Origin of the sequence: Subtercola boreus (assembly GCF_003399645.1) — a bacterium.
Taxonomy (GTDB): Bacteria; Actinomycetota; Actinomycetes; order Actinomycetales; family Microbacteriaceae; genus Subtercola; species Subtercola boreus_A.
In genome coordinates, this window is sequence record NZ_NBXD01000014.1 from 408,231 (window position 1) to 430,644 (window position 22,414).

21 protein-coding genes and 1 pseudogene are annotated in these 22,414 nt (G+C 67.2%); 3 read left to right on the forward strand and 19 right to left on the reverse strand.

Annotated features, from left to right (window positions below; genetic code table 11):
• Nucleotides 1-28: 28 nt before the first annotated feature.
• The 16 genes from B7R24_RS07990 to B7R24_RS08065 form a co-directional block, all read right to left on the reverse strand.
• Nucleotides 29-973, reverse strand: a complete 945-nt coding sequence (locus B7R24_RS07990) for an aspartate carbamoyltransferase catalytic subunit (protein ID WP_116418417.1) — start codon at nt 971-973, stop codon at nt 29-31.
• A complete protein-coding gene (pyrR, locus tag B7R24_RS07995; protein ID WP_116418418.1) occupies nt 970-1,545 on the reverse strand; it encodes a bifunctional pyr operon transcriptional regulator/uracil phosphoribosyltransferase PyrR in 576 nt (191 codons plus the stop codon). Before pyrR ends, B7R24_RS07990 begins: the two co-directional genes overlap by 4 nt.
• A 154-nt stretch (nt 1,546-1,699) precedes the next feature.
• The gene (gene nusB, locus B7R24_RS08000; RefSeq protein ID WP_116418419.1) at nt 1,700-2,122 is read right to left on the reverse strand and encodes a transcription antitermination factor NusB; all 423 of its coding nucleotides are present in this window, start codon (nt 2,120-2,122) and stop codon (nt 1,700-1,702) included.
• Between the two features lie 14 nt (nt 2,123-2,136).
• Entirely contained in the window at nt 2,137-2,700 is a 564-nt protein-coding gene (gene efp, locus B7R24_RS08005; RefSeq protein WP_116418420.1) for an elongation factor P, read from the reverse strand.
• 58 nt (nt 2,701-2,758) lie between these two features.
• Nucleotides 2,759-3,205 (reverse strand): type II 3-dehydroquinate dehydratase, encoded by a 447-nt coding sequence (locus B7R24_RS08010; RefSeq protein WP_116418421.1) that lies wholly within the window; start codon nt 3,203-3,205, stop codon nt 2,759-2,761.
• On the reverse strand, nt 3,202-4,284 hold the full coding sequence (gene aroB, locus B7R24_RS08015) for a 3-dehydroquinate synthase (protein ID WP_116418422.1): 1,083 nt from the start codon (nt 4,282-4,284) through the stop codon (nt 3,202-3,204). Before aroB ends, B7R24_RS08010 begins: the two co-directional genes overlap by 4 nt.
• Nucleotides 4,281-4,811 carry a shikimate kinase gene (locus tag B7R24_RS08020; protein WP_116418423.1) on the reverse strand — a complete coding sequence of 177 codons (531 nt, stop codon included), beginning with the start codon at nt 4,809-4,811 and terminating at the stop codon, nt 4,281-4,283. The genes aroB and B7R24_RS08020 overlap by 4 nt, the downstream gene beginning before the upstream one ends.
• Nucleotides 4,808-5,998, reverse strand: a complete 1,191-nt coding sequence (gene aroC / locus B7R24_RS08025) for a chorismate synthase (RefSeq protein WP_116418424.1) — start codon at nt 5,996-5,998, stop codon at nt 4,808-4,810. Before aroC ends, B7R24_RS08020 begins: the two co-directional genes overlap by 4 nt.
• A gap of 97 nt (nt 5,999-6,095) precedes the next feature.
• Nucleotides 6,096-6,959: a shikimate dehydrogenase family protein gene (locus B7R24_RS08030; protein WP_116418492.1), complete on the reverse strand. Its 864-nt coding sequence runs from the start codon at nt 6,957-6,959 to the stop codon at nt 6,096-6,098.
• Entirely contained in the window at nt 6,956-8,167 is a 1,212-nt protein-coding gene (gene mltG / locus B7R24_RS08035; protein WP_253259330.1) for an endolytic transglycosylase MltG, read from the reverse strand. Before mltG ends, B7R24_RS08030 begins: the two co-directional genes overlap by 4 nt.
• Nucleotides 8,160-8,639, reverse strand: coding sequence for a Holliday junction resolvase RuvX (gene ruvX, locus B7R24_RS08040; RefSeq protein ID WP_172582746.1), 480 nt, complete (start codon nt 8,637-8,639; stop codon nt 8,160-8,162). Before ruvX ends, mltG begins: the two co-directional genes overlap by 8 nt.
• A gap of 55 nt (nt 8,640-8,694) precedes the next feature.
• The gene (gene alaS, locus B7R24_RS08045) at nt 8,695-11,361 is read right to left on the reverse strand and encodes an alanine--tRNA ligase (RefSeq protein ID WP_116418427.1); all 2,667 of its coding nucleotides are present in this window, start codon (nt 11,359-11,361) and stop codon (nt 8,695-8,697) included.
• Nucleotides 11,361-11,582, reverse strand: a complete 222-nt coding sequence (locus tag B7R24_RS08050; RefSeq protein WP_116418428.1) for a hypothetical protein — start codon at nt 11,580-11,582, stop codon at nt 11,361-11,363. The genes alaS and B7R24_RS08050 overlap by 1 nt, the downstream gene beginning before the upstream one ends.
• 54 nt (nt 11,583-11,636) lie before the next feature.
• Nucleotides 11,637-12,065: a DUF948 domain-containing protein gene (locus B7R24_RS08055; protein ID WP_116418429.1), complete on the reverse strand. Its 429-nt coding sequence runs from the start codon at nt 12,063-12,065 to the stop codon at nt 11,637-11,639.
• 92 nt (nt 12,066-12,157) lie between these two features.
• The gene (gene rpsD / locus B7R24_RS08060) at nt 12,158-12,793 is read right to left on the reverse strand and encodes a 30S ribosomal protein S4 (RefSeq protein WP_172582747.1); all 636 of its coding nucleotides are present in this window, start codon (nt 12,791-12,793) and stop codon (nt 12,158-12,160) included.
• Nucleotides 12,794-12,966: 173 nt separating this feature from the next.
• Nucleotides 12,967-14,385 carry a replication-associated recombination protein A gene (locus B7R24_RS08065; protein WP_116418493.1) on the reverse strand — a complete coding sequence of 473 codons (1,419 nt, stop codon included), beginning with the start codon at nt 14,383-14,385 and terminating at the stop codon, nt 12,967-12,969.
• Nucleotides 14,386-14,540: 155 nt separating this feature from the next.
• Here B7R24_RS08065 and B7R24_RS08070 point away from each other — a divergent pair, with 155 nt between their 5' ends.
• The 3 genes and pseudogenes from B7R24_RS08070 to B7R24_RS18515 form a co-directional block, all read left to right on the forward strand.
• On the forward strand, nt 14,541-15,344 hold the full coding sequence (locus B7R24_RS08070) for a peptidylprolyl isomerase (RefSeq protein WP_116418431.1): 804 nt from the start codon (nt 14,541-14,543) through the stop codon (nt 15,342-15,344).
• Nucleotides 15,345-15,354: 10 nt separating this feature from the next.
• Nucleotides 15,355-16,584, forward strand: a complete 1,230-nt coding sequence (locus B7R24_RS08075; protein WP_116418432.1) for a DUF349 domain-containing protein — start codon at nt 15,355-15,357, stop codon at nt 16,582-16,584.
• A gap of 180 nt (nt 16,585-16,764) precedes the next feature.
• A pseudogene (locus B7R24_RS18515) lies at nt 16,765-17,187 on the forward strand (type IV toxin-antitoxin system AbiEi family antitoxin); the annotation flags it as partial.
• A gap of 78 nt (nt 17,188-17,265) precedes the next feature.
• Here B7R24_RS18515 and B7R24_RS08085 read toward each other — a convergent pair.
• From B7R24_RS08085 to secD, 3 genes are read right to left on the reverse strand one after another with little or no spacing between them, the layout of a single operon-like run.
• Nucleotides 17,266-19,515 (reverse strand): RelA/SpoT family protein, encoded by a 2,250-nt coding sequence (locus B7R24_RS08085; RefSeq protein WP_116418434.1) that lies wholly within the window; start codon nt 19,513-19,515, stop codon nt 17,266-17,268.
• 26 nt (nt 19,516-19,541) lie between these two features.
• On the reverse strand, nt 19,542-20,567 hold the full coding sequence (gene secF, locus B7R24_RS08090; protein WP_116418435.1) for a protein translocase subunit SecF: 1,026 nt from the start codon (nt 20,565-20,567) through the stop codon (nt 19,542-19,544).
• The gene (gene secD, locus B7R24_RS08095) at nt 20,567-22,300 is read right to left on the reverse strand and encodes a protein translocase subunit SecD (RefSeq protein ID WP_116418436.1); all 1,734 of its coding nucleotides are present in this window, start codon (nt 22,298-22,300) and stop codon (nt 20,567-20,569) included. The genes secF and secD overlap by 1 nt, the downstream gene beginning before the upstream one ends.
• Nucleotides 22,301-22,414: the final 114 nt, after the last annotated feature.

Sequence of the window (22,414 nt, forward strand, 5' to 3'; positions counted from 1 at the left end):
CGTTCGGCCGGCTGGGGCTGATTCGCCATCAGGACTGGCCCGACATCAGCAGGTAGAGAACGGCCATGCGGATCGAGACCCCGTTGGCGACCTGTTCGAGCACCGTCGAGCGGGCAGAGTCCGCGGCGCCGGCAGAGATCTCGAGGCCGCGGTTCATCGGGCCGGGGTGCATCACCATCGTATCGGGGCGGAGCGTGGCGAGACGTGCGTCGTCGAGGCCCCAGATGCGGGCGTACTCGCGGGCGTTCGGGAAGAAGGCCGCGTTCATGCGTTCGCTCTGGATGCGCAGCATCATCACGACATCGGGCTGCGTCTCGCGGAGGGTCGTGTCGAGGTCGTAGCTGATCGTGGCGGGCCAGGTCGAAGCCCCGAACGGGATGAGTGTCGCCGGTGCCACGAAGCTGACGTGCGCCCCGAGGGTCTCGAGCAGCCAGAGGTTCGAGCGCGCGACCCGGGAGTGCAGGATGTCGCCCACGATCACGACGCTCACGCCCTTCAGATTGCGCCCGCGGCTGGTGTCGCCGAAGAGCCGACGCCGGATCGTGAACGCGTCGAGCAGGGCCTGGGTGGGGTGTTCGTGGGTGCCGTCGCCCGCGTTGACGATGGGGGCGTCGATCCAGCCGCTCTCGGCGAGCACCTGGGGGGCGCCGCTGGCGTGGTGGCGGATGACGACGCCATCGGCGCCCATCGCGGCGAGGGTCTGGGCGGTGTCCTTCAGGCTCTCGCCCTTCGACACGCTGGAACCCTTGGCGCTGAAGTTGATCACGTCGGCGCTGAGGCGCTTCGCGGCGGCTTCGAACGAGATACGGGTGCGGGTGCTGTCTTCGAAGAAGAGGTTCACGACCGTTTTGCCACGGAGCGCGGGCAGCTTCTTCACCTCGCGTTCGTTCACGGTGGCCATGTCCTCGGCGACGTCGAGGATCTGCAGGGCTTCGTCGCGGCTGAGCTGCTTCGTCGAGAGGAGGTGCCTCACCGGGTGCCCCCGTCGGGTTCGGCGCTGCCCGTCTCGCCCGGCCCCTCGATGCTGACCTCTTCGACGTCGTCGACCTCGCTGAGCCGCACGTTGATGCGCTCGTCGGTCGAGGTCGGCAGATTCTTGCCCACGAAGTCGGCACGAATAGGCAGTTCACGGTGCCCGCGGTCGACCAGCACGGCCAGTCGCACGACCTTCGGCCGGCCGATGTCGCTCAGCGCATCGAGCGCGGCACGGATGGTGCGCCCCGAGTACAGCACGTCGTCGACGAGCACCACGGTCTTGCCGTCGACTCCCCCGGCCGGAATCTGTGTCGGCTGCGGCGTGCGCGTCACGTTCCGGGCCAGGTCGTCGCGGTACATCGTGGCGTCGAGCGCCCCCACCAGCGACGCCGGAGCATCGGGTTCGATGCGCTGGATGATCTCGGCGATGCGCCGCGCCAGAAAGACCCCCCGGGTCGGAACACCGAGGATGACGAGCCCGCCCGCCCCGCGGTTGCTCTCGAGGATCTCGTGCGAGATACGGGTCAGAGCCCGCGCAATGTCAGCCTGAGACAGCACAGTACGCGCCATTCCGGACTCCCTTCTCCGTCTCGCAGAACGGCTCTTAAAGGTTGTCGTATTGCGTCGACCCTACCAGCCCGAACCGACGCGGTTTCCGGCTTTTTCCGCAGTTACCGCGGCCGAGGCACGAATCGGTGTCCATTGCGTGCGCGGACGCCGGAAGCTAGTGCGCGACGCCCTTCGTCTGGGCGATCTTCGCGAGGATGCCGTTGATGAAGCCGGCGGAGTCGTCGGTGGACATCGACTGGGCGGCCTCGACCGCCTCGGCGATGGCCACGGCATCCGGCACGCCGTCGTTGTACAGCACCTCCCAGATGCCGATGCGCAGCAGTGCCCGGTCAACGTGAGGCATGCGGCCGAGGGTCCAGCCGACGGCGTACGTCTCGATCAGCTCGTCGATCTCGTAGCCGTGTGCCACCACCCCGTCGACGATCTCGCGGGCGTACTCCCACGACGCCTCACGCGACGGTTCGGTCAGCGCCCGCGCCGCCTCGGCTGCGAGGGATTCGTTGATGGAGATCTGCCGGACATCTGCCGCATACAGAACGTCGAGCGCCCGCTTGCGGGCCTTGGTGCGTGCACTCATCGAACGGGTGCGCCCTAGTCGCTGACGCGGCCGAGGTAGTCGCCCGTGCGGGTGTCGACCTTGACCTTGGTGCCCTGCTCGAGGAAGAGCGGCACCTGGATCTCGTGGCCGGTCTCGACGGTCGCAGGCTTGGTGCCCCCGGTCGAGCGGTCGCCCTGCAGGCCCGGCTCGGTGTAGGTGATCTCGAGGATGACGGAGGCCGGCAGCTCGACGTAGAGCGGCGCATCTTCGTGCAGCGCGATCGTGACGGGCTGGTTCTCGAGCATGTAGTTCTTCGCGTCGCCGACGACGGCGTCGGTCACGCTGAGCTGCTCGTAGGTGTCGTTGTCCATGAACACGAAGTCCTGGCCGTCGTTGTAGGAGTAGGTGTAGTCGCGGCGGTCGACGTTGGCCGTCTCGATCTTCGCGCCCGCGTTGAATGTGCGGTCGACCACCTTGCCCGAGAGCACGTTCTTGATCTTGGTGCGGACGAACGCACCACCCTTGCCGGGCTTGACGTGCTGGAAGTCGACGACAGCCCAGAGCTGGCCATCGATCTTCATCACTACGCCGTTACGGATGTCGCTTGTCGAAGCCATGAGAGTGGTGATTTCCGTTCAGTTGAGAAGATGCTGGTGGGGCCGTTTCGACCCGACATCACAGTGTAGTCGAGATGCGCCCGAGGTGGTCCAGGGCCAGACGGTACCCCTCGAAGCCGAATCCCGCGATGACTCCGGTCGCCACGGCGGAGATCACGCTGGTGTGCCGGAAGGTCTCCCGGGCATGCGGGTTCGAGATGTGCACCTCGATGAGCGGCACCCCGGCCTTCGTCACCAGGGCCGCGGCATCCCGCAGCCCGTAGGAGTAGTGCGTGAAGGCGGCGGGGTTCAGGATGACCGGGGTGCGGGCATCCACGGCAGCGTGAAGCCACCCGATCAGCTCTGACTCGTCATCGGTCTGCCGCACCTCGAGGGTGAACCCGTCGGGAGTGTTCTCGTCGAGCAGCTTTCGCAGGGCGGCGAGATCCTGGTGCCCGTAGACGTCGGGCTCGCGGCTGCCGAGCCGACCGAGGTTGGGGCCGTTGAGCACAACGACGTGTGTCACGAGCCGATCTCCTGGTACGCGGCGAACAGCAGCGACGTCTCGGGCCCCTGCAGAACGGTCGGCTTGGCCACGTCGTCGAGCACGATGAAGCGCAGCATGCTGCCCCGAGCCTTCTTGTCGCGCTGCATCGCCGCGAGCAGGGTGTTCCAGCGGCCGACGGGGTAGGTGGTCGGCAGGCCCAGGGACTCCAGGATGCTGCGGTGCCGGTCGACGGCGGCATCCGACAGCGAGCCGGTGAGCCGGCCGAGCTCTGCGGCGAAGACCATGCCGACGGCCACCGCCGCGCCGTGCCGCCACTGATAACGCTCGGTGTGCTCGATCGCGTGGCCGAGCGTATGGCCGTAGTTCAGGATCTCGCGGAGCCCCGACTCCCTGAAGTCTTCCCCGACGACTCTCGCCTTGAGGCCGATCGACAGCTCGACGAGCCGCCGGAACTGCGGGGTACCCGGGTCGGTCGCCACCGCCACATCGGCCTCGAGATGAGCGAGGATCTCGGGCTCGGCAATGAAGCCGGCCTTGACGACCTCGGCGAACCCGGCGAGCAGGTCGTTGCGCGGCAGGCTGACGAGCGTGTCGAGGTCGGCGACGACCGCGCGCGGGGCATAGAACGCGCCCACGAGGTTCTTGCCCTCCGCCGTGTTGATGCCGGTCTTGCCGCCGACCGCCGCGTCGACCATGCCCAGCAGCGTCGTCGGAACCTGAACGAGCTGCACCCCGCGCAGCCAGGTCGCCGCGACGAAACCGGCGAGGTCGGTGGTCGCCCCGCCACCGAAGCCGACGATGGCGTCGGTACGGGTGAAGTCGGCCTGCCCGAGGATCTGCCAGAGGAACGACGCCACCTCCACCCGCTTCGCGGCCTCACCGTCGGGCACCTCTGCGAGCAGCACCTCGAACTCATCCCGCAGTTCTGTACGGAGCGAGGCCGCCCAATCGGCGAGCTGCGGAGCGTGCACGATGAGCACCTTCCGCACGCCCGGCGTGAACGAGGCACGCAGGTTCGAGAGCACGCCGCGCCCGACGATCACGTCGTACGGTTCGGTGCCCGGAACGGCGATGACGGTGGGGGTGTCGGTGTTCATCTGTCTTCTCTGGTTGTGACGGGGGTGCGCTCTGCCCGGCCGAGTCGGGTTCTGACCCAGGCGGCGACCTCATCGGCGATGTCGTCGGCCCGGTGGTGCGAGGTGTCGACCGTGAGGTCGGCGAGGTCGGCGTAGAGCTCTCGCCGAGCATCCACGACCCGCTGCCACGACGCGACGTCGGGAACGAGCGGCCGTTTCGCGTTGCCCAGCCGGCCCGCGACGGCCTCGGCTGTCGCGGTGAAGAGCACGACGAGGCAGGCGTCGAGATCGCGCTGCGTAGCCGTGTTCAGCACGGCTCCGCCGCCGAACGAGACGACTCCGCCTCCGCGCAGGGCTTTCACGACCTCGACCCGCTCGATCTCCCGGAACCGGTCTTCGCCCTGCGTCTCGAAGATCACAGGGATGGGCCCGTGCTCGGCCTGGATCTGTTTGTCGGTGTCGGTGAACGGCAGCTCGAGCAGCTTCGCCACGCGGCGGCCGATGCGGGTCTTGCCCGCGGCCGGCGGGCCGATGATGACGACGGTCACGGTCTGCTCCGAAGCGCCGGCGGAATCGCGTCGAGATACCCGTCGAGGTTGCGCTTCGTCTCGCGCACCGAGTCTCCGCCGAACTTCTCCTGCACGGCGTTGGCGAGCACCAGCGCGACCATCGCTTCGGCCACGACCCCGGCCGCGGGAACGGCGCAGACGTCGGAGCGCTGGTGGTGGGCGGGCGCTGCTTCGCCGGTGGCGACATCCACGGTTCGAAGGGCGTGCGGGATGGTCGCGATGGGCTTCATGCCGGCGCGAACCCGCAGCACCGTGCCGGTACTCATTCCGCCCTCGGTGCCGCCGGCTCTGTCGCTCAAACGCTCGATCTCGCCGTCGACCTCGAAGAGTTCGTCGTGCGCCTCGGACCCGCGGCGGGTCGTCGTGAGGAATCCGTCGCCGACCTCGACGCCCTTGATCGCCTGGATGCCCATCAGTGCGGCCGCGAGCTGGGAGTCGAGGCGTCTGTCCCAGTGCACGTGCGAGCCGAGCCCCGGCGGAAGGCCGTAGGCGAGCACCTCGACGACGCCGCCGAGCGTGTCGCCCTCCTTGTGTGCGTCGTCGACCTCTGCGACCATGCGCTCGGAGGTGGCGGGGTCGAAGCAGCGCAGCAGATCGGCGTCGAGCGTGTCGACATCGGCCGGCGTCGGCAGAGCCGACCCCTCGGGCACGCGAACCGGCCCGATCGAGAGGGTGTGGCTGACCAGCGAGATGCCGAGCTCGGCGAGAAAACTGCGGGCGACGGCACCGAGTGCGACGCGGGCCGCGGTCTCGCGGGCGCTGGCCCGTTCGAGAATCGGGCGGGCCTCGTCGAAGTCGTACTTCTGCATGCCCACCAGGTCGGCGTGGCCGGGTCGGGGACGGGTGAGGGGTGCACCCCGACCGGTGGTCTTCGGCTCGCCGACGACCGGGTCGGCGCCCATCACCTCGACCCATTTGGGCCACTCGGTGTTGCCGACGCGAACGGCGACGGGGCTGCCCAGCGTGAAACCGTGCACCACGCCGCCCGAGAGGGACACTTCGTCCTGCTCGAACTTCATGCGCGCGCCCCGGCCGTACCCGAGTTTGCGGCGCGCGAGGTCTATACGGATGTCTTCAACGGAAACCGGGATTCCAGACGGCAGACCCTCAAGGATGGCAATGAGTTCGGGGCCGTGGGATTCTCCGGCTGTGAGCCAACGGAGCATGCTGAAATCCTCCCACACGATTGGCGGAGGCCGAGCCGCGGGTGTGGGGGGCGGCGGTGCGGCGGGAGCCGAGCCGCACGGCGGGGGCAGACCGCGGTCAGGCCTCGAGGCCGACGGCCCCGAACATCGCCGCCAGCACGGCCGCTTCGTTCTCGAGCACCAGCTCGGGGTCACCGTTCACGAAGATGCGCACTTGCACGAGGGCCTGGTGCACGAGCATCCGGAGCCCGGACACCACGACTGCGCCACCCGCCGACCAGGCCGTTCCGAGCACGCTGGGCCAGGGTGAGTACGCGACGTCGAGGAGCACCGATCCCGGTTGCGGCGTCATGGAGGCGATGTCGGCGGGCGTGAGCACTCCCCCGGGCAGGGTGCTGATGGTCACCGTTTCGGCACGGGGGAAGCTCAGCGCCTCGGCGAGCGGGATGACCGTGGCCGCCAGCCCCGCCGCCCGCGCCACCGCGACGGCGCCCTCGGCCCGAACGGCCGTCCGTGCGGCGATGTTCACGCGCTGGGCCCCGAGGCTCGCCGCGGCGACCACGGCCGACCGTGCCGTCGCTCCAGCGCCGAGCACGAGCACCTCGCGGAGGGCGGCGGAGCCTCCGCCCGCCACGGCCAACGCCCCGACGATCCCCGCCACGTCGGTGTTGAACCCCTCGCGTCGCATCCGGTTGCCGTCGGCCCGGAACAGCACCGTGTTCGCCGCGCCCGTGAGCGTCGCCATCCTGTCGGCGGAGTCGAGGAGCGGAAGCACCTCCTCCTTCAGCGGCATGGTGAGGGAGAGCCCCCGCCACGAGGTGTCGAGACCCTCGATGAAGGCCCCGAGCATTCCGGAACCCACCTCGGCCGACCCGTAGTCGGCCTCGAAGCCGAGCTCGCGATAGGCCGCGGCATGCAGCGCGGGCGACTGGGAGTGAGCGATCGGCGAGCCCAGCACGGCCAGCTGCGGCCGCGGAATCATCCCCCGGCGCCCGGGTTGGCCGCCGACCACGCCTGGTACTGCTCGACCGCGGCATTGTGCTCGTCGAGCGTTGTCGAGAAGACGGTCTCACCCGTATCGAGGTTCACCGTTACGAAGTAGACCCACGTGCCGTCGGCGGGGTGCTGGGCCGCATCGATGGCGGTGTCGCCCGGGTTCGAGATGGGGCCGACGGGTAGCCCGGTGTACACGTAGGTGTTGTACTTGTTCGACTCGTCGTTGCGTTCTGCATCGGTCGTGTCGACCCGCTTCTGGCCGGTGCCGTAGGCGACGGTCGCGTCGGACTGCAGCGGCATGCCGTCGGCGATGCGGTTCGTGAAGACACGGGAGACTTTGTAGAAGTCGGGCTCAAGCCGTGCCTCCTTCTGGATGACCGAGGCGAGCGTCAGCACCTTCTCCCGGTCGCCCACAGCGACGCCCGCGGCATCCAGTGACTGGAAGGTGCGGTTCACCATGGTCTGCAGAAGGTCTTTTGCGCTGGTGTTCGGCTCGAAGGTGTAGGTCGCCGGAAAGAGGTAGCCCTCGATGTTCGGTGCGGAGGCGTCGATGCCGAACTGGGTGTAGTTGGTCGCCTCGGCCTGCAGATCGGCAAGCGGCACCCCGGTGTCGGTCGAGAGGGTCGTGAGCACGTCGGCTGCGATCGTTCCCTCGGGAATGACGACGCTGACGGTGACGTGGTTGGCCGGGTCTTCGAGGGCGCTGAGTGCCGACTGCGCGCTCATCTCCTTCGACAGCGTGTAGGTGCCGGGCTGGAAGACCACGTTGGGCTGGGTGAGCAGCAGCTTGTAGAAGGCCGCTGAGCTCTTCACGACCCCTTCCTTCTCCAGATTGTCGCCGATGATCTCACCGACGTCGCCGTCGCTGATGACGAAGGCGACCTTGTCGCCGGTGCCGGTACCGGCGAAGTCGTCTGCAGAGTCGTTGCCGCCGCCGAAGATCTTCGAGATGCCGGGAATGAGGGGGCCGATGACGACGCTACCCACGGCGACGAGCCCGCCGACCAGGAGCACGGCGACGATCGCGAAGATGATGCCGCGCCGGGCACGACGCCGCCTCGGTTGCCTCGGGCCGTCGCTTCCGCGCCGGGGCCGCTCCTGCTCGATCGTGGCGCGGCGGCCACCGCCGCCTGTGGGCGACTCGCGAAAGAATTCGGCGAAGGGATGGTTCTCGGGTGGCTGGGGGTCAGTCACGGTGCAATCCTTGGTTCGGGTCGACGAGCTGGCCGGGTGGGTTGCCCGACGTGCGCTCGACGTCGAGGGCATGTTGCAGAAGTATAACGGCGGCGACTTGATCGATGACCGAACGGGAGTTTTTGGTGTTGCGCCCGGAGCGGTGCAGGGCTGCCTGCGCCGACACCGTCGTCAGGCGTTCGTCGATCATCCGAACGTCTCGGTCGACGGCTGTGGCGAGGCGCAGGGCGAAGGCCAGGGCATCGTCTGTCGATGCGGTACTGCCACCCGACATCGACAGCGGCAGCCCGACGATGAACTCCACCGTGTCGTATTCCCGGGCGATCGTCAGGATGCGGTCGACATCGGCGGAGCCCGCCGTCTGTCGCGCCACGGTTTCGACCGGCGTGGCGAGGATGCCGTGCAGGTCTGAGCGCGCAACGCCCACCCGGGCCTTGCCGACGTCGATGCCGAGGCGCACGCCGGGCCTCACGAGCTCCGTCTCCCCGGGGAAATCAGGTGCCACAGAATCCGGCGCGCCTCTAGCCTCACGACCGCCCGTCACCCACCGCGGCGCGGATGGCGGCCAGAGCATCGTCGATCGCAGTGACGTTCGTTCCGCCGCCCTGGGCGAGGTCGTCTCTACCGCCGCCGCCACCGCCGAGCACCCCGGAGGCCAGCTTCGCCAGCGCGCCGGCCTTCAGCGAACGGGTGCGGGCCGCCTCGTTGGTGGCGGTGATCACGACCGGCTTGTCGGAGAGGCTCGCCGCCAGGGCGATGACTGCCGCGTCGGAACCGAGTCGCTCGCGAACGCCGGTGACGAGCATCCGGAGGTCGTCGCTGGATCGCAGCTCGCCCACATTCGCCGTGACGAGGGACACGTCGCCGGCACGGACCGCCGTGTCGGCCAGCGCGGGAACCCTCGCCGACAGGGCACTCGATTCGTAGGAGGCGATCTTCTTCTCGGCCGTCTTGAGGTTCGCGACGAGGTCGGCGATGCGGTTGGCGAGCTCGTCGCGCGGCGCCTTCAGCGACGACGTGAGCTGTGAGACGATGGCCCGCTCGGTGGCGAACTCGCGGAACGCGTCGGCTCCCACGAGCGACTCGACGCGGCGGTTGGTCGACCCGATCGACGACTCCCCCAGCAGGTTGATGAGGCCGATCTCGGAGGTGTGCACGACGTGGGTGCCGCCGCAGAGTTCGCGTGACCAGGGCCCACCGATCTCGACCATGCGCACGACGTCGCCGTACTTCTCGCCGAAGAGGGCCATCGCACCGAGCTCTTTCGCCTCATCGACGGCCATCTCCCGGGTGATCACCTCGAAGTCGGCGCGCACGGCGGTGTTCGAGATCTCTTCGATCTCCGAGCGGGTCTCGACCGAGAGCGGCTGGCTCCAGGTGAAGTCGAGACGCAGGTAGCCGGCCCTGTTGTAGGAGCCGGACTGGTGTGCCGCCCCGCCGAGGATCTCACGGAGCGCGGCATGCACGATGTGCGTGGCCGAATGCGCCTGGGTGGCACCCTTTCTCCATTCGTGGTCGACCACGGAGCGCGCGGCATCGCCGACGGCGACCTGCCCGGTGGTGACCCTCGCACGGTGGCTGATGAGGCCCTTGACCGGCTTCTGCACGTCGAGCACTTCGAGCTCGAAACCGTCGCCGACGATGGTGCCGGAGTCGGCCTCCTGCCCGCCCGACTCGGCGTAGAGGCTGGTCTCGGCGAGGATGACCTCGACGAGCTCGCCCGAGACGGCCGTGTTGACGGACTGGGAGTCGATGATGAGGCCGAGCACCCGGGAGTCGGTCTCGAGTTCGGTGTAGCCGGTGAAGACGGTCTCGCCCGCGGCACGGAACTCCGCGAAGGCGCTCAGGTCGAGACCGCCGAGCTTCTTCGATTTGGCATCGGCCTTGGCACGCTGCTTCTGCTCGGTCATCAGGCGCTCGAATGCGGCGCGGTCGACCGCGAGCCCGGCCTCCTCGGCGATCTCGACCGTGAGATCGATCGGAAAGCCGTAGGTGTCGTGCAGTTGGAAGGCCGTGTCGCCGGCGAGGGCGGGGGCGCCCTCGCCCTTGGTCTTCAGCACGGCGAGATCGAGGATGGTCGTGCCACCGGTGAGCGTACGGAGGAAAGCCTCCTCCTCGGCGTAGGCCGTACGGGAGATGCGCTCGTAGTCTGCGGAGACCTCGGGATACGCGGCCGACATGGCGTCGCGTGAAGCGGGGAACAGCTCGGCGAACGTCGACCGGTCGACTCCGAGCAGCCGCATGCTCCGCACGGTGCGTCGGAGCAGTCGCCGCAGCACGTACCCGCGCCCCTCGTTCGACGGAGTCACGCCATCGGACATCAGCATCAGGGCAGAGCGCACGTGATCGGCGACGACGCGCATGCGCACGTCGTCGTCGTGCTGGGCCCCGTACCGTCGGCCCGAGAGTTCGGCCGCCCGGTCGAGCACGGGACGCACCTGGTCGATCTCGTAGAGGTTCTCGACCCCCTGCTTGATGAACGCGACGCGTTCGAGTCCCATCCCGGTGTCGATGTTCTTCTTCGGCAGCTCACCGAGGATGTCGAAGTCGACCTTCGACGTCACGTTGCCGATGAGGTACTGCATGAACACGAGGTTCCAGATCTCGATGTACCGGTTCTCGTCGGCCGCCGGGCCGCCCTCCGCGCCGTAGGCAGGGCCCCGGTCGTAGTAGATCTCCGAGCAGGGACCCGCGGGGCCGGGCTGGCCGGTCGACCAGTAGTTGTCTTCTTTGCCGAGGCGCTGGATGCGGTTGTCGGGCAGGCCCGCCGTCTTCTTCCACAGCGCGATGGCCTCATCGTCGTCTTCGTAGACGGTGACCCAGAGGTCTTTCTCGTCGAAACCGAGGCCACCGTCGGCCTCGCTGGTCGTCAGCAGCTCCCACGCGAACTCGATGGCGGTCTCTTTGAAGTAGTCGCCGAACGAGAAGTTGCCGTTCATCTGGAAGAACGTGCCGTGGCGGGTGGTCTTGCCGACCTCTTCGATGTCGAGCGTACGGATGCACTTCTGAACGCTCGTCGCGCGTTTGAAGGGCGCCGGCACCAGCCCCGACATGTACGGGATGAACGGCACCATACCTGCGACGGTGAAGAGCAGGGTCGGGTCGTCGCTGACCAGCGAGGCCGAGGGAACGACGGTGTGGCCACGGTCGCCGAAGAACTCGAGCCAGCGACGGCGGATGTCTGCGGTCTGCACTACTTGGTTGCAGCCTTCTTCACCGCGTCACCGGCATCGCCGATGGCGGAGCGGAGCTCGTCTTCACGCTCGTGGTAGCCGTCGACCAGCGCGTCGGAGAAGTCTTTGATCTTCGCGTCGAGTTCGGCGAAGAACCTCTTGCCCTGCGCGGTCTGGTTCAACTGGTGTGCTGCCACGATTCCGACGGCTATTCCGGCGGTGAACCACAGGACTTTCTTCACAACGGGCTCCTTCTGAGGGGGGTCGATTTCGAGCTGCCGCCAGCTTACCGGCTGTCAGTAATCCGACTTGCGGGTGCGCCTGCCTGTGGACTTCTTCTTCGAACCGCCGCTTGTGGAGGAGGTTTCTTCTGCGATGGTGCTGCCCCCGCGGATGGCTGCGCGAACCGCTGCGCTGAAGCCCGCGATCTTGATCAGAGGCCCGCCCACCGACGCGGCGAAGAGCGCCACGAGGGAATTCACGTTGCCGGTGACCTCGGCGACATTCGACGTGATGGCATCGACCCGTGCCAGCTGCTTGTTCGCCTCCTGCACGGTGACGGTCGTCTCCTCGAGAATCGGCGTCACTCCCCGGCTCACGTCTTTGATCGCCAGCGTGGTCTCGTCGAACACCCTGCCGAGCTTGATCAGCGGGAGGGCGAGAAACCCGACCAGAACCGCAAACACACCAGCGGCGATCAGCCCGGCGATATCTCCACCCGTCATGGGCTTTCTCCTTACACGTCGAACAGAAAAAGGGCGGTCCACCCGAAGATGGACCGCCCCAAGCGTATCCGTAACGCTACGACGAACGGGTGCTAGCGTGCCGCGTAGTACTCGACGACCAGCTGGACTTCACAGGTCACGGGAACCTCGGCGCGGCGCGGGCGACGCTCGAGACGGGCCTGCAGCTTGTCGATCTCGACCGACAGGTACCCGGGAACCTTGGGCAGAACGTCGACGTGACCGCCGGCGGCAGCCACCTGGAACGGAGGAAGAACCTCTGAGCGGGCGTGCACGTGGATCATCTGGCCGGGCTTCACGCGGAACGACGGGCGGTCCACGCGGGCGCCGTCGACCAGGATGTGACGGTGCACGATCAGCTGGCGGGCCTGGGCCGTCGTGCGGGCGAAGCCCGCACGGAGAACGAGAGCGTCGAGACGCATCTCGAGCAGCTCGACCAGGTTCTCACCGGTCAGGCCGCTGCCGCGGCGGGCTTCCTCGAACGCGATCTTGAGCTGGGCCTCCCGAATGCCGTACTGGGCGCGCAGGCGCTGCTTCTCGCGCAGACGCACCGCATAGTCGGAATCAGTCTTGCGCTTGGTGCGGCCGTGCTCACCCGGAGCGTAGGGACGCTTCTCGAGGTACTTGGCGGCCTTCGGGGTCAGCGGAATGCCGAGGGCCCGGGAAAGGCGGGTCTTGCTGCGGGTACGTGACTTGGTAGACACAAACATCCTTCGAAAGTGAAATGGTGAAATGGTGACCCACAGGCATATGGATGCCGGGGGAAATCGGAGGGATGGGCCAAGCGGTTCGGCTACAGAACTCGCTGTTCCTCGTCGGGGTCTCTCGCAGCCGCGCTAAAGATACCCAGAAGTAGGCCTCGAAAAGATTACCACAGTGCGGTTCAGCCTTTGGTGATCCGGCGGATCTTCTCCAGCCGTGCCGCGACATCCCGTTCGTTGCCGTGCTCGGTCGGTCGGTAATACTCCGTCGTCTTCAGCTCGTCGGGCAGATACTGCTGTTCGACCACGCCGAGGTCGCTGTCATGGGGGTACACGTATCCCTTGCCGTGCCCGAGCCGTTTGGCGCCCGCGTAGTGCGCATCGCGCATCGGTTTGGGCACACGCCCGATCTTCCCGGCGCGCACATCGGCGATCGCCCTGTCGATGGCCAGGTAGGAGGCGTTCGACTTCGGTGCGGTGGCGAGGTAGACGACGGCCTCGGCGAGCGGGATGCGCCCCTCCGGCATGCCGATGAACTGCACCGCGTCGGCAGCCGCTGTCGCTATGACCAGGGCCTGCGGGTCAGCCATGCCGATGTCTTCGGCAGCCGAGATGATGATGCGCCGTGCAATGAACCGCGGGTCTTCGCCCGCCTCGATCATTCGTGCGAGGTAATGGATGGCCGCATCGACATCGGAACCCCGCACCGACTTGATGAACGCGCTGATCACGTCGTAGTGCTCGTCGCCGTTGCGGTCGTACCGCAGCAGCGCCCGGTCGACGGCCTGGGCGACGGTCTCGTCGGTGATCTCGGGCAGCGCGGCGGGTTCCGGCCCGTCGTCATCGTCGTCGTCGCGGTCTTCGTCGTCATCGTCGTCGTCACCGTCGCGGTCTTCGCCGTCGCGAGGTTCGGCGCCGGCGCCGGCCAGCACCGATGTCGCCGCGGCCTCCAGCGCCGTCAACGCCCGCCGTGCGTCGCCCGACGCCAACCGGATGATCGTGGCCCGTCCCTCGGCAGAGAGAGCGACGCGCCCGGCGAGACCCCGGGCATCCGTCACCGCCCTGTCGACGAGCACGCCCAGATCGCGGTCGCTGAGCGGCTCGAGCGTCAACAGCAGGGAGCGGGAGAGCAGGGGCGAGATGACCGAGAACGACGGGTTCTCGGTGGTGGCCGCGACCAGGATGACCCAGCCGTTCTCGACCCCCGGCAGCAGTGCGTCTTGCTGGGCCTTCGTAAAGCGGTGGATCTCGTCGAGAAAGAGCACCGTCGAGACCCCGTAGAGATCGCGGCTGCGGAACGCCTCCTCCATCACCTGGCGCACGTCTTTCACTCCGGCCGTGACCGCGGAGAGCTCGACGAACTTGCGGTTCGAACTGTGCGCGATGGCCTGCGCCAGGGTGGTCTTGCCGGTTCCGGGCGGGCCCCACAGGATGATCGACACCGACCCCTGCGCGACACTGGTGTCGGAGGCGAGGTTGACGAGCGGTGATCCCGGCCGCAGCAGATGCTTCTGACCGGCGACCTCCTCGAGGCTTCGCGGGCGCATCCGTACCGCGAGGGGCACGGCTCCCGCGTGGAGCCCCTGCTGCGTTCCGGCCATGGCTTCTACGGTAGTCGCCACCACCGACACCGGCGCCCGGCGGCTCGGCACGGGCATCCTGAGCCTGTCCTTTTCAACTGCGCGTACGATTCACCGTAAAGTTCTCGGGGGTCTGTCGCAGTTCTCGCGCCAGAACAGTCGTCGACGGAGGATTCGTGGCACCGAGCAATTCCGAGCGTGAGGCACGCGAAGCCAAGCAGCGGCTCCGCAACTACCAGGCCCGCCAGAGCGTGCATGCCTCGCAGGTCAGCCGTCGCCGGCGCGACAACCTGCTCGCCGTCATCGCGCTGCTCGTGGTCATCGTTCTTGCGGTCCTCGCGCAGCTCTTCTACTTCTCGGGCGGCCCAGGCATGCCCGCACCCACTCCCTCCACGTCGGCGACGCCCGAGCCCACCGCCACGCCGACGACCACCCCCAGCGCCACGGGCAACACCGGAGACGTCCCGCCCACCACCGTCGCCCAGGGTCGGGACTGGACCGGGACGCTCACGCTGAACAGCATCCCCCTGGCCATCACGCTCGATGGCGTGGCGGCTCCGCAGGCGGTGTCGTCGTTCATCTCTCTCGTGCAGGCCGGCTTCTACACCAACCTCACCTGCCACCGGCTCACGACCGAGGGCATCTTCGTTCTTCAGTGCGGCGACCCGAACGGCGACGGCACGGGCGGGCCGGGATACTCCTACGGACCGGTCGAGAACGCGCCGGCCGGCGGTGTCTACCCGGCCGGCACTCTTGCCATGGCCCGCCAGGGCGACGCGGCCTACAGCCAGGGCAGCCAGTTCTTCATCGTCTACGCCGACTCGACGATCCCGGCCGACACGGCGGGCGGGTACACGGTGCTCGGGCAGGTCACGAGTGGGCTCGACCAGCTCCAGTCCGGAGTCATCGCCGCGGGCGTGGCAAGCGGTACGCAGACGCCGAACGTTCCCACCACCATCACCAGCGTCACCGTGCAGTAGGGTGAATTTCGTGATAAGCAGTGACCAGCATCCCTGGGGACGCGTCGATGAGACCGGTACGGTCTTCCTCCGCGAGCCCTCCGGAGAGCGCGTCGTCGGCCAGTATCCCGACGGCACCCCCGAGGAGGCACTCGCCTATTTCGAGCGGAAGTACACCGATCTCGCGGGGCAGGTGACACTACTCGAGCAGCGCGTCAGGCGCGGTGCGTCAGCATCCGATGTCAGCCGAGCCGTCTCCTCCCTGTCGAGCGCCATCGACACCGCGAACGCGATCGGCGACCTCGCGGCGTTGAAGAAGCGGGTGGATGCTCTGACAGAGGTCGTCTCGTCGCTGACCGAGAAGCAGCAGGAGGAGACGAAGGCCCAGCTGGCCGACGCCATCGCCGAACGCACCGCGATCGTCACCCAGGTCGAAGCCCTCGCCGCCGAAGACCCGGCCAAGGCGCAGTGGAAGCAGGTGACCGCCCGCCTCGACGATCTGTTCGCACGCTGGCAGAAGCACCAGCAAGACGGCCCGCGACTCCCCCGCACCGAGGCCGGCGAACTGTGGAAGAGGTTCCGCGACGCCCGCACCATCATCGAGGGTCACCGCAAGTCGTTCTTCGCAGAACTCGACACCGCCCACCGTGACGCACGCACCAAGAAGCAGCAGCTCGTCGAGCGCGCTGAGGCGCTCATTCCGAAGGGGGCCGACGGCGTCAACGCCTACCGCGACCTGCTGACGGAGTGGAAGAACGCGGGCCGCGCCGGCAAGCGGGTCGACGACACCCTGTGGGACAAGTTCAAGGCCGCCGGCGACATGATCTACGCGGCGCGCACCGAGGTCGTGGCGAAAGACGACGAAGAGTTCGCGGGCAACCTCACCCTGAAACTGGCCCTCCTCGACGAGGCCGAGCCCCTTCTCACCGAGACCGATCGGGCCGTCGCCCGCGAACGGCTCACCTCGATCCAGCGGCGCTGGGACGAGATCGGCAAGGTTCCGCGCGACCAGGTGAAGTCGGTCGACGATCGTCTGCGCAAGGTCGAGGCCGCCGTTCGCAAGCTCGACGACGACTTCTGGCAGAAGAACAATCCCGAGAAGAAGGCGCGTGCCGAGGGTCTCGCCGGCCAGCTCACCGACGCGATTGCGAAACTGCAGTTCGAGATCGACGTGGCGAAGGCCGCGGGCGATGCCTCGAAGGTCGCCGAACTGCGAGAGGCTCTGGATGCCCGCCAGGTCTGGCTCGACGCCCTGGGGTAGTTCCGCCGCTGTTCCACAGGTCACCCGGCCGAACGGTTCTCCACAGATCGCTCCTTCGCGAACGTGGGGCGTACTGGGCGGACGCACGATGGTGGCATGCCCCAGTTGCCCGATCTGCTTTTCCCCTCCGCCGACCTCAGCCTCGCCGAACTCTGTGCGGCGCGCCTCGACGGTGAACTCATGGCCGTCGACGACGGTTTCACGTCGGTCGACCAGCCACTGACCCTTGCACTCCGGCTGCAGTCCGTCAGGTCGCTGCTCGCCGGCCGTGTCGTGCTCGAGGGCCAGAGCGCACTCTGGGCCCATGGGTTTCGATCGCTGCCGCCGACCCCGCACCAGGGTTGCACGCCGAGCGGCACGCGTCGACGTGCGGTCGGATCAGCGCGGATCGTGGTGCGCGAGGTGGTTCTCCCCCCGGGCGACATCGAGACGCACCACGGAGTGCGTCTGACGTCGATGCTGCGCACTGCGGTCGACATCGCGAGGGGTGCCGACACCTTCGGCGAAGTGCAGCTCGGCCAGCTGGCCGAGCTGCTGGCCGCGGCTTCAGCGACCCCCGACGACTGCCTCGCGCAGCTCACCCGATCGCGCAACACACCGAACAGGGTGCGGGCGCTGGGAAGGCTGTGTGAGGCCTTCGCGCTTGCGGAGAGGAACGACCGCCCCGGTTGCGGGGGTGCCTCAGCCTCCGCTGACGCGGTACACGTCGTACACCGCGTCGATGCGCCTCACCGCATTCAGCACCCGGTCGAGATGGGTGGTGTCGCCCATCTCGAAGACGAACCGGCTGATCGCCAGTCGGTCGCGTGAGGTGCTCACCGTGGCCGAGAGAATGTTGACGTGATGCTCAGAGAGTACCCGGGTGACGTCGGAGAGCAACCCGGAACGGTCCAGCGCCTCCACCTGTATCTGCACCAGGAAGACACTCTTCGACGACGGGGCCCACTCGACCTCGATCATGCGCTCCGGTTCGAGCAGCAGCGACTTCACGTTGTGGCAGTCGGACTGGTGCACAGACACGCCAGCGCCCCGGGTGACGAACCCGACGATCTCGTCGCCCGGCACGGGTGTGCAGCATTTGGCGAGCTTCACGAGAATGTCGGGGGCCCCGCGTACGAGAACGCCCGACTCGCTGTGGCTCGACCGCGGGCGCCGCCCAACGACGAGGTCGACCTCGCTGTCGTCGCTCTCGACCTCGGTCTGCAGCGACGAGAGAACCTTCTCGATCACGGACTGGGTCGAGACGTGTCCCTCCCCGATCGCGGCGTAGAGCGCTTCGACGCTGTTGTAGCTCAGCTGGGAGGCCACTTCGGTGAACGAGTCCTGGCTCATCAGCTTCTGCAGCGGCAGGTTCTGTTTGCGCATCGCGCGGGCGATGGAGTCACGACCCTGCTCGACGGCCTCGTCGCGACGTTCCTTGGTGAACCACTGGCGGATCTTGTTGCGGGCCCGCGGGCTCTGAACGAAGGTCAGCCAGTCCTGGCTGGGGCCCGAGTCGGGGTTCTTCGACGTGAAGACCTCCACGACGTCACCCGTGACGAGCGTGCTCTCCAGCGGCACCAGGCGACCGTTGACCTTCGCGCCCATCGTGCGGTGACCGACCTCGGTGTGCACGGCATACGCGAAGTCGACCGGCGTCGCTCCGGCGGGAAGCCCGATGACCCGACCCTTGGGGGTGAAGACGTAGACCTCTTTGGCACCGATCTCGAAGCGCAGGGAGTCGAGGAATTCCCCCGGGTCGACCGTCTCGGCCTGCCAGTCGGAGATGCGGGCGAGCCACGCCATGTCGGCGTCTCCCCGATCGTCTGTCGAGCCTGTCTTGCCGGCGTTGACCCGCTCCTTGTACTTCCAGTGCGCGGCCACACCGAACTCGGCCCGCTGGTGCATCTCATTGGTGCGGATCTGTATCTCGACGGCCCGCCCACCCGGCCCGACCACGGTGGTGTGCAGCGACTGGTAGAGATTGAACTTGGGGGTGGCGATGTAGTCCTTGAAGCGGCCCGGCATGGGCGTCCATCTGGCGTGGATGGAGCCCAGCACGGCGTAACAGTCGCGCACCGAATTGACGAGAACCCGAATGCCCACCAGATCGTAGATCTCGTCGAATTCACGACCGCGAACGATCATCTTCTGGTAGATCGAGTAGTACTGCTTGGGCCGACCGGCGACCTTGCCGCGGATCTTTGACGTCTTCAGGTCATCGGTGACCATGTCGATGACCTGTTGCACGTACTCCTCGCGCTGCGGAGTGCGCTGTCGAACGAGATTCTCGATCTCGACGTAGAGTTTCGGCGAGAGAACGGCGAAGGAGAGGTCTTCGAGCTCCCACTTGATGGCCTGGATGCCCAGCCGATGCGCCAGTGGCGCATAGATCTCGAGCGTCTCCTGAGCCTTGCGGGTCGAGGACTCCGGCGAGACGAATCCCCAGGTGCGGGCGTTGTGCAGGCGGTCGGCGAGCTTGATGATGAGAACGCGGATGTCTTTCGACATGGCCACGATCATCTTGCGCACCGTCTCGGCCTGCGCGCTCTCGCCGTACTTGACCTTGTCGAGCTTGGTCACACCATCGACCAGCATCGCGACCTCGTCGCCGAACTCGGCCCGCAGTTCGCCGAGCGAGTAGTCGGTGTCTTCGACCGTGTCGTGCAGCAGAGCGGCGGCGATGGTCTTGGTTCCGATGCCGAGCTCCGCGAGGATCTGCGCCACGGCGACCGGGTGCGTGATGTAGGGCTCGCCACTTCGTCGCTTCTGCCCGTCGTGAGCGCGCTCCGCGACGGTGTAGGCGCGTTCGATGATGCTGAGATCGGCCTTCGGATGATTCGTCCGCACCGTGCGCATCAGGGTGTCGACGGCCCCGGCCGGCTGTGCCCGCGAGAAGAGGCGGGGAACGAGGCGCCGCAGCGACGCATTGGTCGCGGTGGTTTCAGTCATGACAGAGCCTCCGAGACCATTATCTCTCACGGAGCAGAGATGCTCTCGGTCACCTTCTCTGGCGCGGTCGATCCGCGGGCGGCGCGCTGAGCGAGTACCCGCTGGTCGACCTTCTGGATCTTCGGCTCGCGCTCCCGCAGCTGTGCGTAGAGCGGTGAGGCGATGAAGATCGTCGAATACGTTCCCACGAAGATGCCGATGAGCAGCGCGAGCGATATGTCGCGCAGCGTGCCGGCACCGAGCACGAAGGCACCGATGATCAGAATGGAGGCCACGGGCAGCATCGCGACGACCGAGGTGTTGATTGAACGCACGAGGGTCTGGTTGACCGCGAGGTTGATCGTCTCGCCGAAGGTCCGTGTGGACTTGTCGCCCCACTCCGCCGTGTTCTCCCGGATCTTGTCGAACACCACGACGGTGTCGTAGAGCGAGTAGCCCAGAATGGTGAGGAACCCGATGACAGCGGCAGGCGTGATCTCGAAGCCGGTGATGCCGTAGATGCCCGCGGTGATGACCAGGTCGTGCAGCAGCGCGATCATCGCCGACAGGGCGATCTTCCAGGTTCGGAAGTAGATCGCCATGAAGATCGCGGCGAGAGCGATGAAGATCAGCAGGCCACGGATGGCCTGGCCGGTGATGTCGGCGCCCCAGGTCGGCCCGATGAAGTTGATGGTGACATCGGAGGGCTGAACGCTGTAGGCGGCCGCGAGGGCGTCGCGCACCGAGTTCTGCTCTGCATCGCCGAGCTGGTCGGTCTGGATGCGGATGCCGCTCTGGCCGAGGGTCGAGACGAGGGGAACGATCGCGGGGTCGACCGACTTGACGGCATCGATACCGGCCTGCTGCGAGGCATTCGACACCTGCGAGATCGAGAACTGCGACCCACCGCTGAATTCGATACCGAACACGAACCCGCCCCGCAGGAACGGCCCGACGATCGACACCAGGATGAGCACTCCCGCGATCGCGTACCAGAGCTTGCGCCGACCGATGATGTTGTACGAGCGCTTGCCCGTGTAGAGATCGTTGCCCAACTCACTGAACTTGGCCATCAGCGCTTCGCTCCCTTGTCGGAACCGCCGGTACCCGGCTGCTTCGTCGTGTCATCACTCGGCCGGGGCGGATCGATCACCATGGTGGTCGAACCGGCTGACTTGCGCTCCGCGATCGTCTGGCGGCGGGCAGCCTCGCGGCTCGCCGACTCCTGCTTCGATCGGGGAATGGCGGCAGACGGGCTCTTGAACTGCGCCCGGCCGCGGTACACGGCACCGAGCTGGCGTGGATCGAGCCCGCTCGTCCTGTGTCCGTCGCGGAAGTAGGGCAGTTCGGCCAGCAGCGTCATCACAGGATGCGTGAACATCATCACCACGACGAGGTCGATGATCGTCGTGAGACCGAGGGTGAGCGCGAAGCCCTTCACGCTTCCGACGGCGACGATGTACAGCACGACAGCGGCCATCAGGTTGATGAGGTCGGAGGCGAAGATCGTGCGGATCGCCCGCTTCCACCCGGCCTGCACAGAGGAGGGCAGCCCGCGCCCGTCACGCAGTTCGTCGCGTATTCGTTCGAAGTAGACGATGAACGAGTCGGCGGTGATACCGATCGCCACAATGAGACCCGCGACACCGGCCAGCGAGAGGCGGTAGCCCGCGCGCCAGGAGAGCAGGTCGACGAGCAGGTAGGTGAGGGTGCCGGCCACGACGAGCGAGGCGATGGTCACGACGCCGAGCACGCGGTACTGCGCGAGCGAGTACAGCACGACGAGGATGAGACCGATCAGACCGGCGATCAGACCGCTGATCAGCTGGGTCGAGCCGAGGGTCGCCGAGATGGTGTTCTGGCTCTGCACGGTGAAGCTGATCGGCAGTGCGCCGAACTTCAGCTGGTCGGCGAGGGTCTTCGACGACGCGGCGTCGAAGTTGCCGGAGATCTGCGGCTCGCCGTTGGTGATGACGGCGAGGGTGCGCGGCGCCGAGATGACCTTGCCGTCGAGAACGATGGCGAACTGGTTCTGAGCCCCGGTGAGGCCCGAGAGCCGTGTTGTAACGCTGGCGAATTCGCTGCTGCCCTGGTCGTTGAAGAAGATGTTGACCACGTACTGGCCGGTCGATGCTCCGGAGCTGGTCTGGGCGACGCCGCTCGTGGCGTTCGAGATCGTGTCTCCGGCCACCTCGACCGGGCCGAGGATGTACTTCGCGCCGTCTTCACCACAGGCCACCAGGGGCTGGTCGGCGGGCGCCTGGCCGGCATCCGTCGCCGCGGTCGACGTGCAGTCGATGTTCAGGAACTGGTCTTCGAGCGCCGGAGTGACGTACGCCAGGTCGCTCGCGTTGGTCGGGGCGACCGTGGGCGTCGCGCTGAGGCCCGGGGTCGGTGTCGTGGTGGGAACCGATGCAGCGTCGGAGACGAGCACAGCCCGGAAGTCGAGTTTCGCCGACGCCTCGATGCGGGCCAGCGTCGCGTCATCCGGTGTGCCCGGGATGGAAACGACGATGTTCTGCCCACCCTGGGTCGAGATCTGCGCCTCGGAGACACCGCTGGCGTCGACGCGCTGCCGGATGATCGACACGGCCTGCGCGACCTGCTCGTCGGAGACGGCCGCACCGCCGGTCTTCGGGGCAAGGATGATCTCCGTGCCGCCCTCGAGGTCGAGAGCCAGTTTCGGTGTGAACGACCCACCGCCCCAGATCGTTCCTGCGAGATTGACGCCTGCAAGGGCGATGAAGATGACAAGGAGCCACACCAGTGTGCGCCTGGCTCTCTTGACGGCGGTTGATTTTGCCACCTGCGAAACTCAGCTTTCTATGACGCCCCCGCGGCAGAGTGCTGCCGACGCATGAGCCTACGGCATGACGCCTCTGGCCCGCGTCGAAGCAGTCGTCTGCCGCGAACTCGTGAA

Bases quoted from the DNA above. Each gene is read 5' to 3' on its own strand.
- B7R24_RS08055 (WP_116418429.1), bottom strand. From the start codon at position 12,065: ATGACGGGTGGAGATATCGCCGGGCTGATCGCCGCTGGTGTGTTTGCG.
- secF (WP_116418435.1), bottom strand. From the start codon at position 20,567: ATGGCCAAGTTCAGTGAGTTGGGCAACGATCTCTACACGGGCAAGCGC.
- nusB (WP_116418419.1), bottom strand. From the start codon at position 2,122: ATGAGTGCACGCACCAAGGCCCGCAAGCGGGCGCTCGACGTTCTGTAT.
- efp (WP_116418420.1), bottom strand. From the start codon at position 2,700: ATGGCTTCGACAAGCGACATCCGTAACGGCGTAGTGATGAAGATCGAT.
- aroC (WP_116418424.1), bottom strand. From the start codon at position 5,998: ATGCTCCGTTGGCTCACAGCCGGAGAATCCCACGGCCCCGAACTCATT.
- pyrR (WP_116418418.1), bottom strand. From the start codon at position 1,545: ATGGCGCGTACTGTGCTGTCTCAGGCTGACATTGCGCGGGCTCTGACC.
- B7R24_RS08030 (WP_116418492.1), bottom strand. From the start codon at position 6,959: ATGATTCCGCGGCCGCAGCTGGCCGTGCTGGGCTCGCCGATCGCTCAC.
- B7R24_RS08065 (WP_116418493.1), bottom strand. From the start codon at position 14,385: ATGGCCGGAACGCAGCAGGGGCTCCACGCGGGAGCCGTGCCCCTCGCG.
- B7R24_RS08085 (WP_116418434.1), bottom strand. From the start codon at position 19,515: ATGACTGAAACCACCGCGACCAATGCGTCGCTGCGGCGCCTCGTTCCC.
- aroB (WP_116418422.1), bottom strand. From the start codon at position 4,284: ATGAACACCGACACCCCCACCGTCATCGCCGTTCCGGGCACCGAACCG.
- rpsD (WP_172582747.1), bottom strand. From the start codon at position 12,793: ATGTTTGTGTCTACCAAGTCACGTACCCGCAGCAAGACCCGCCTTTCC.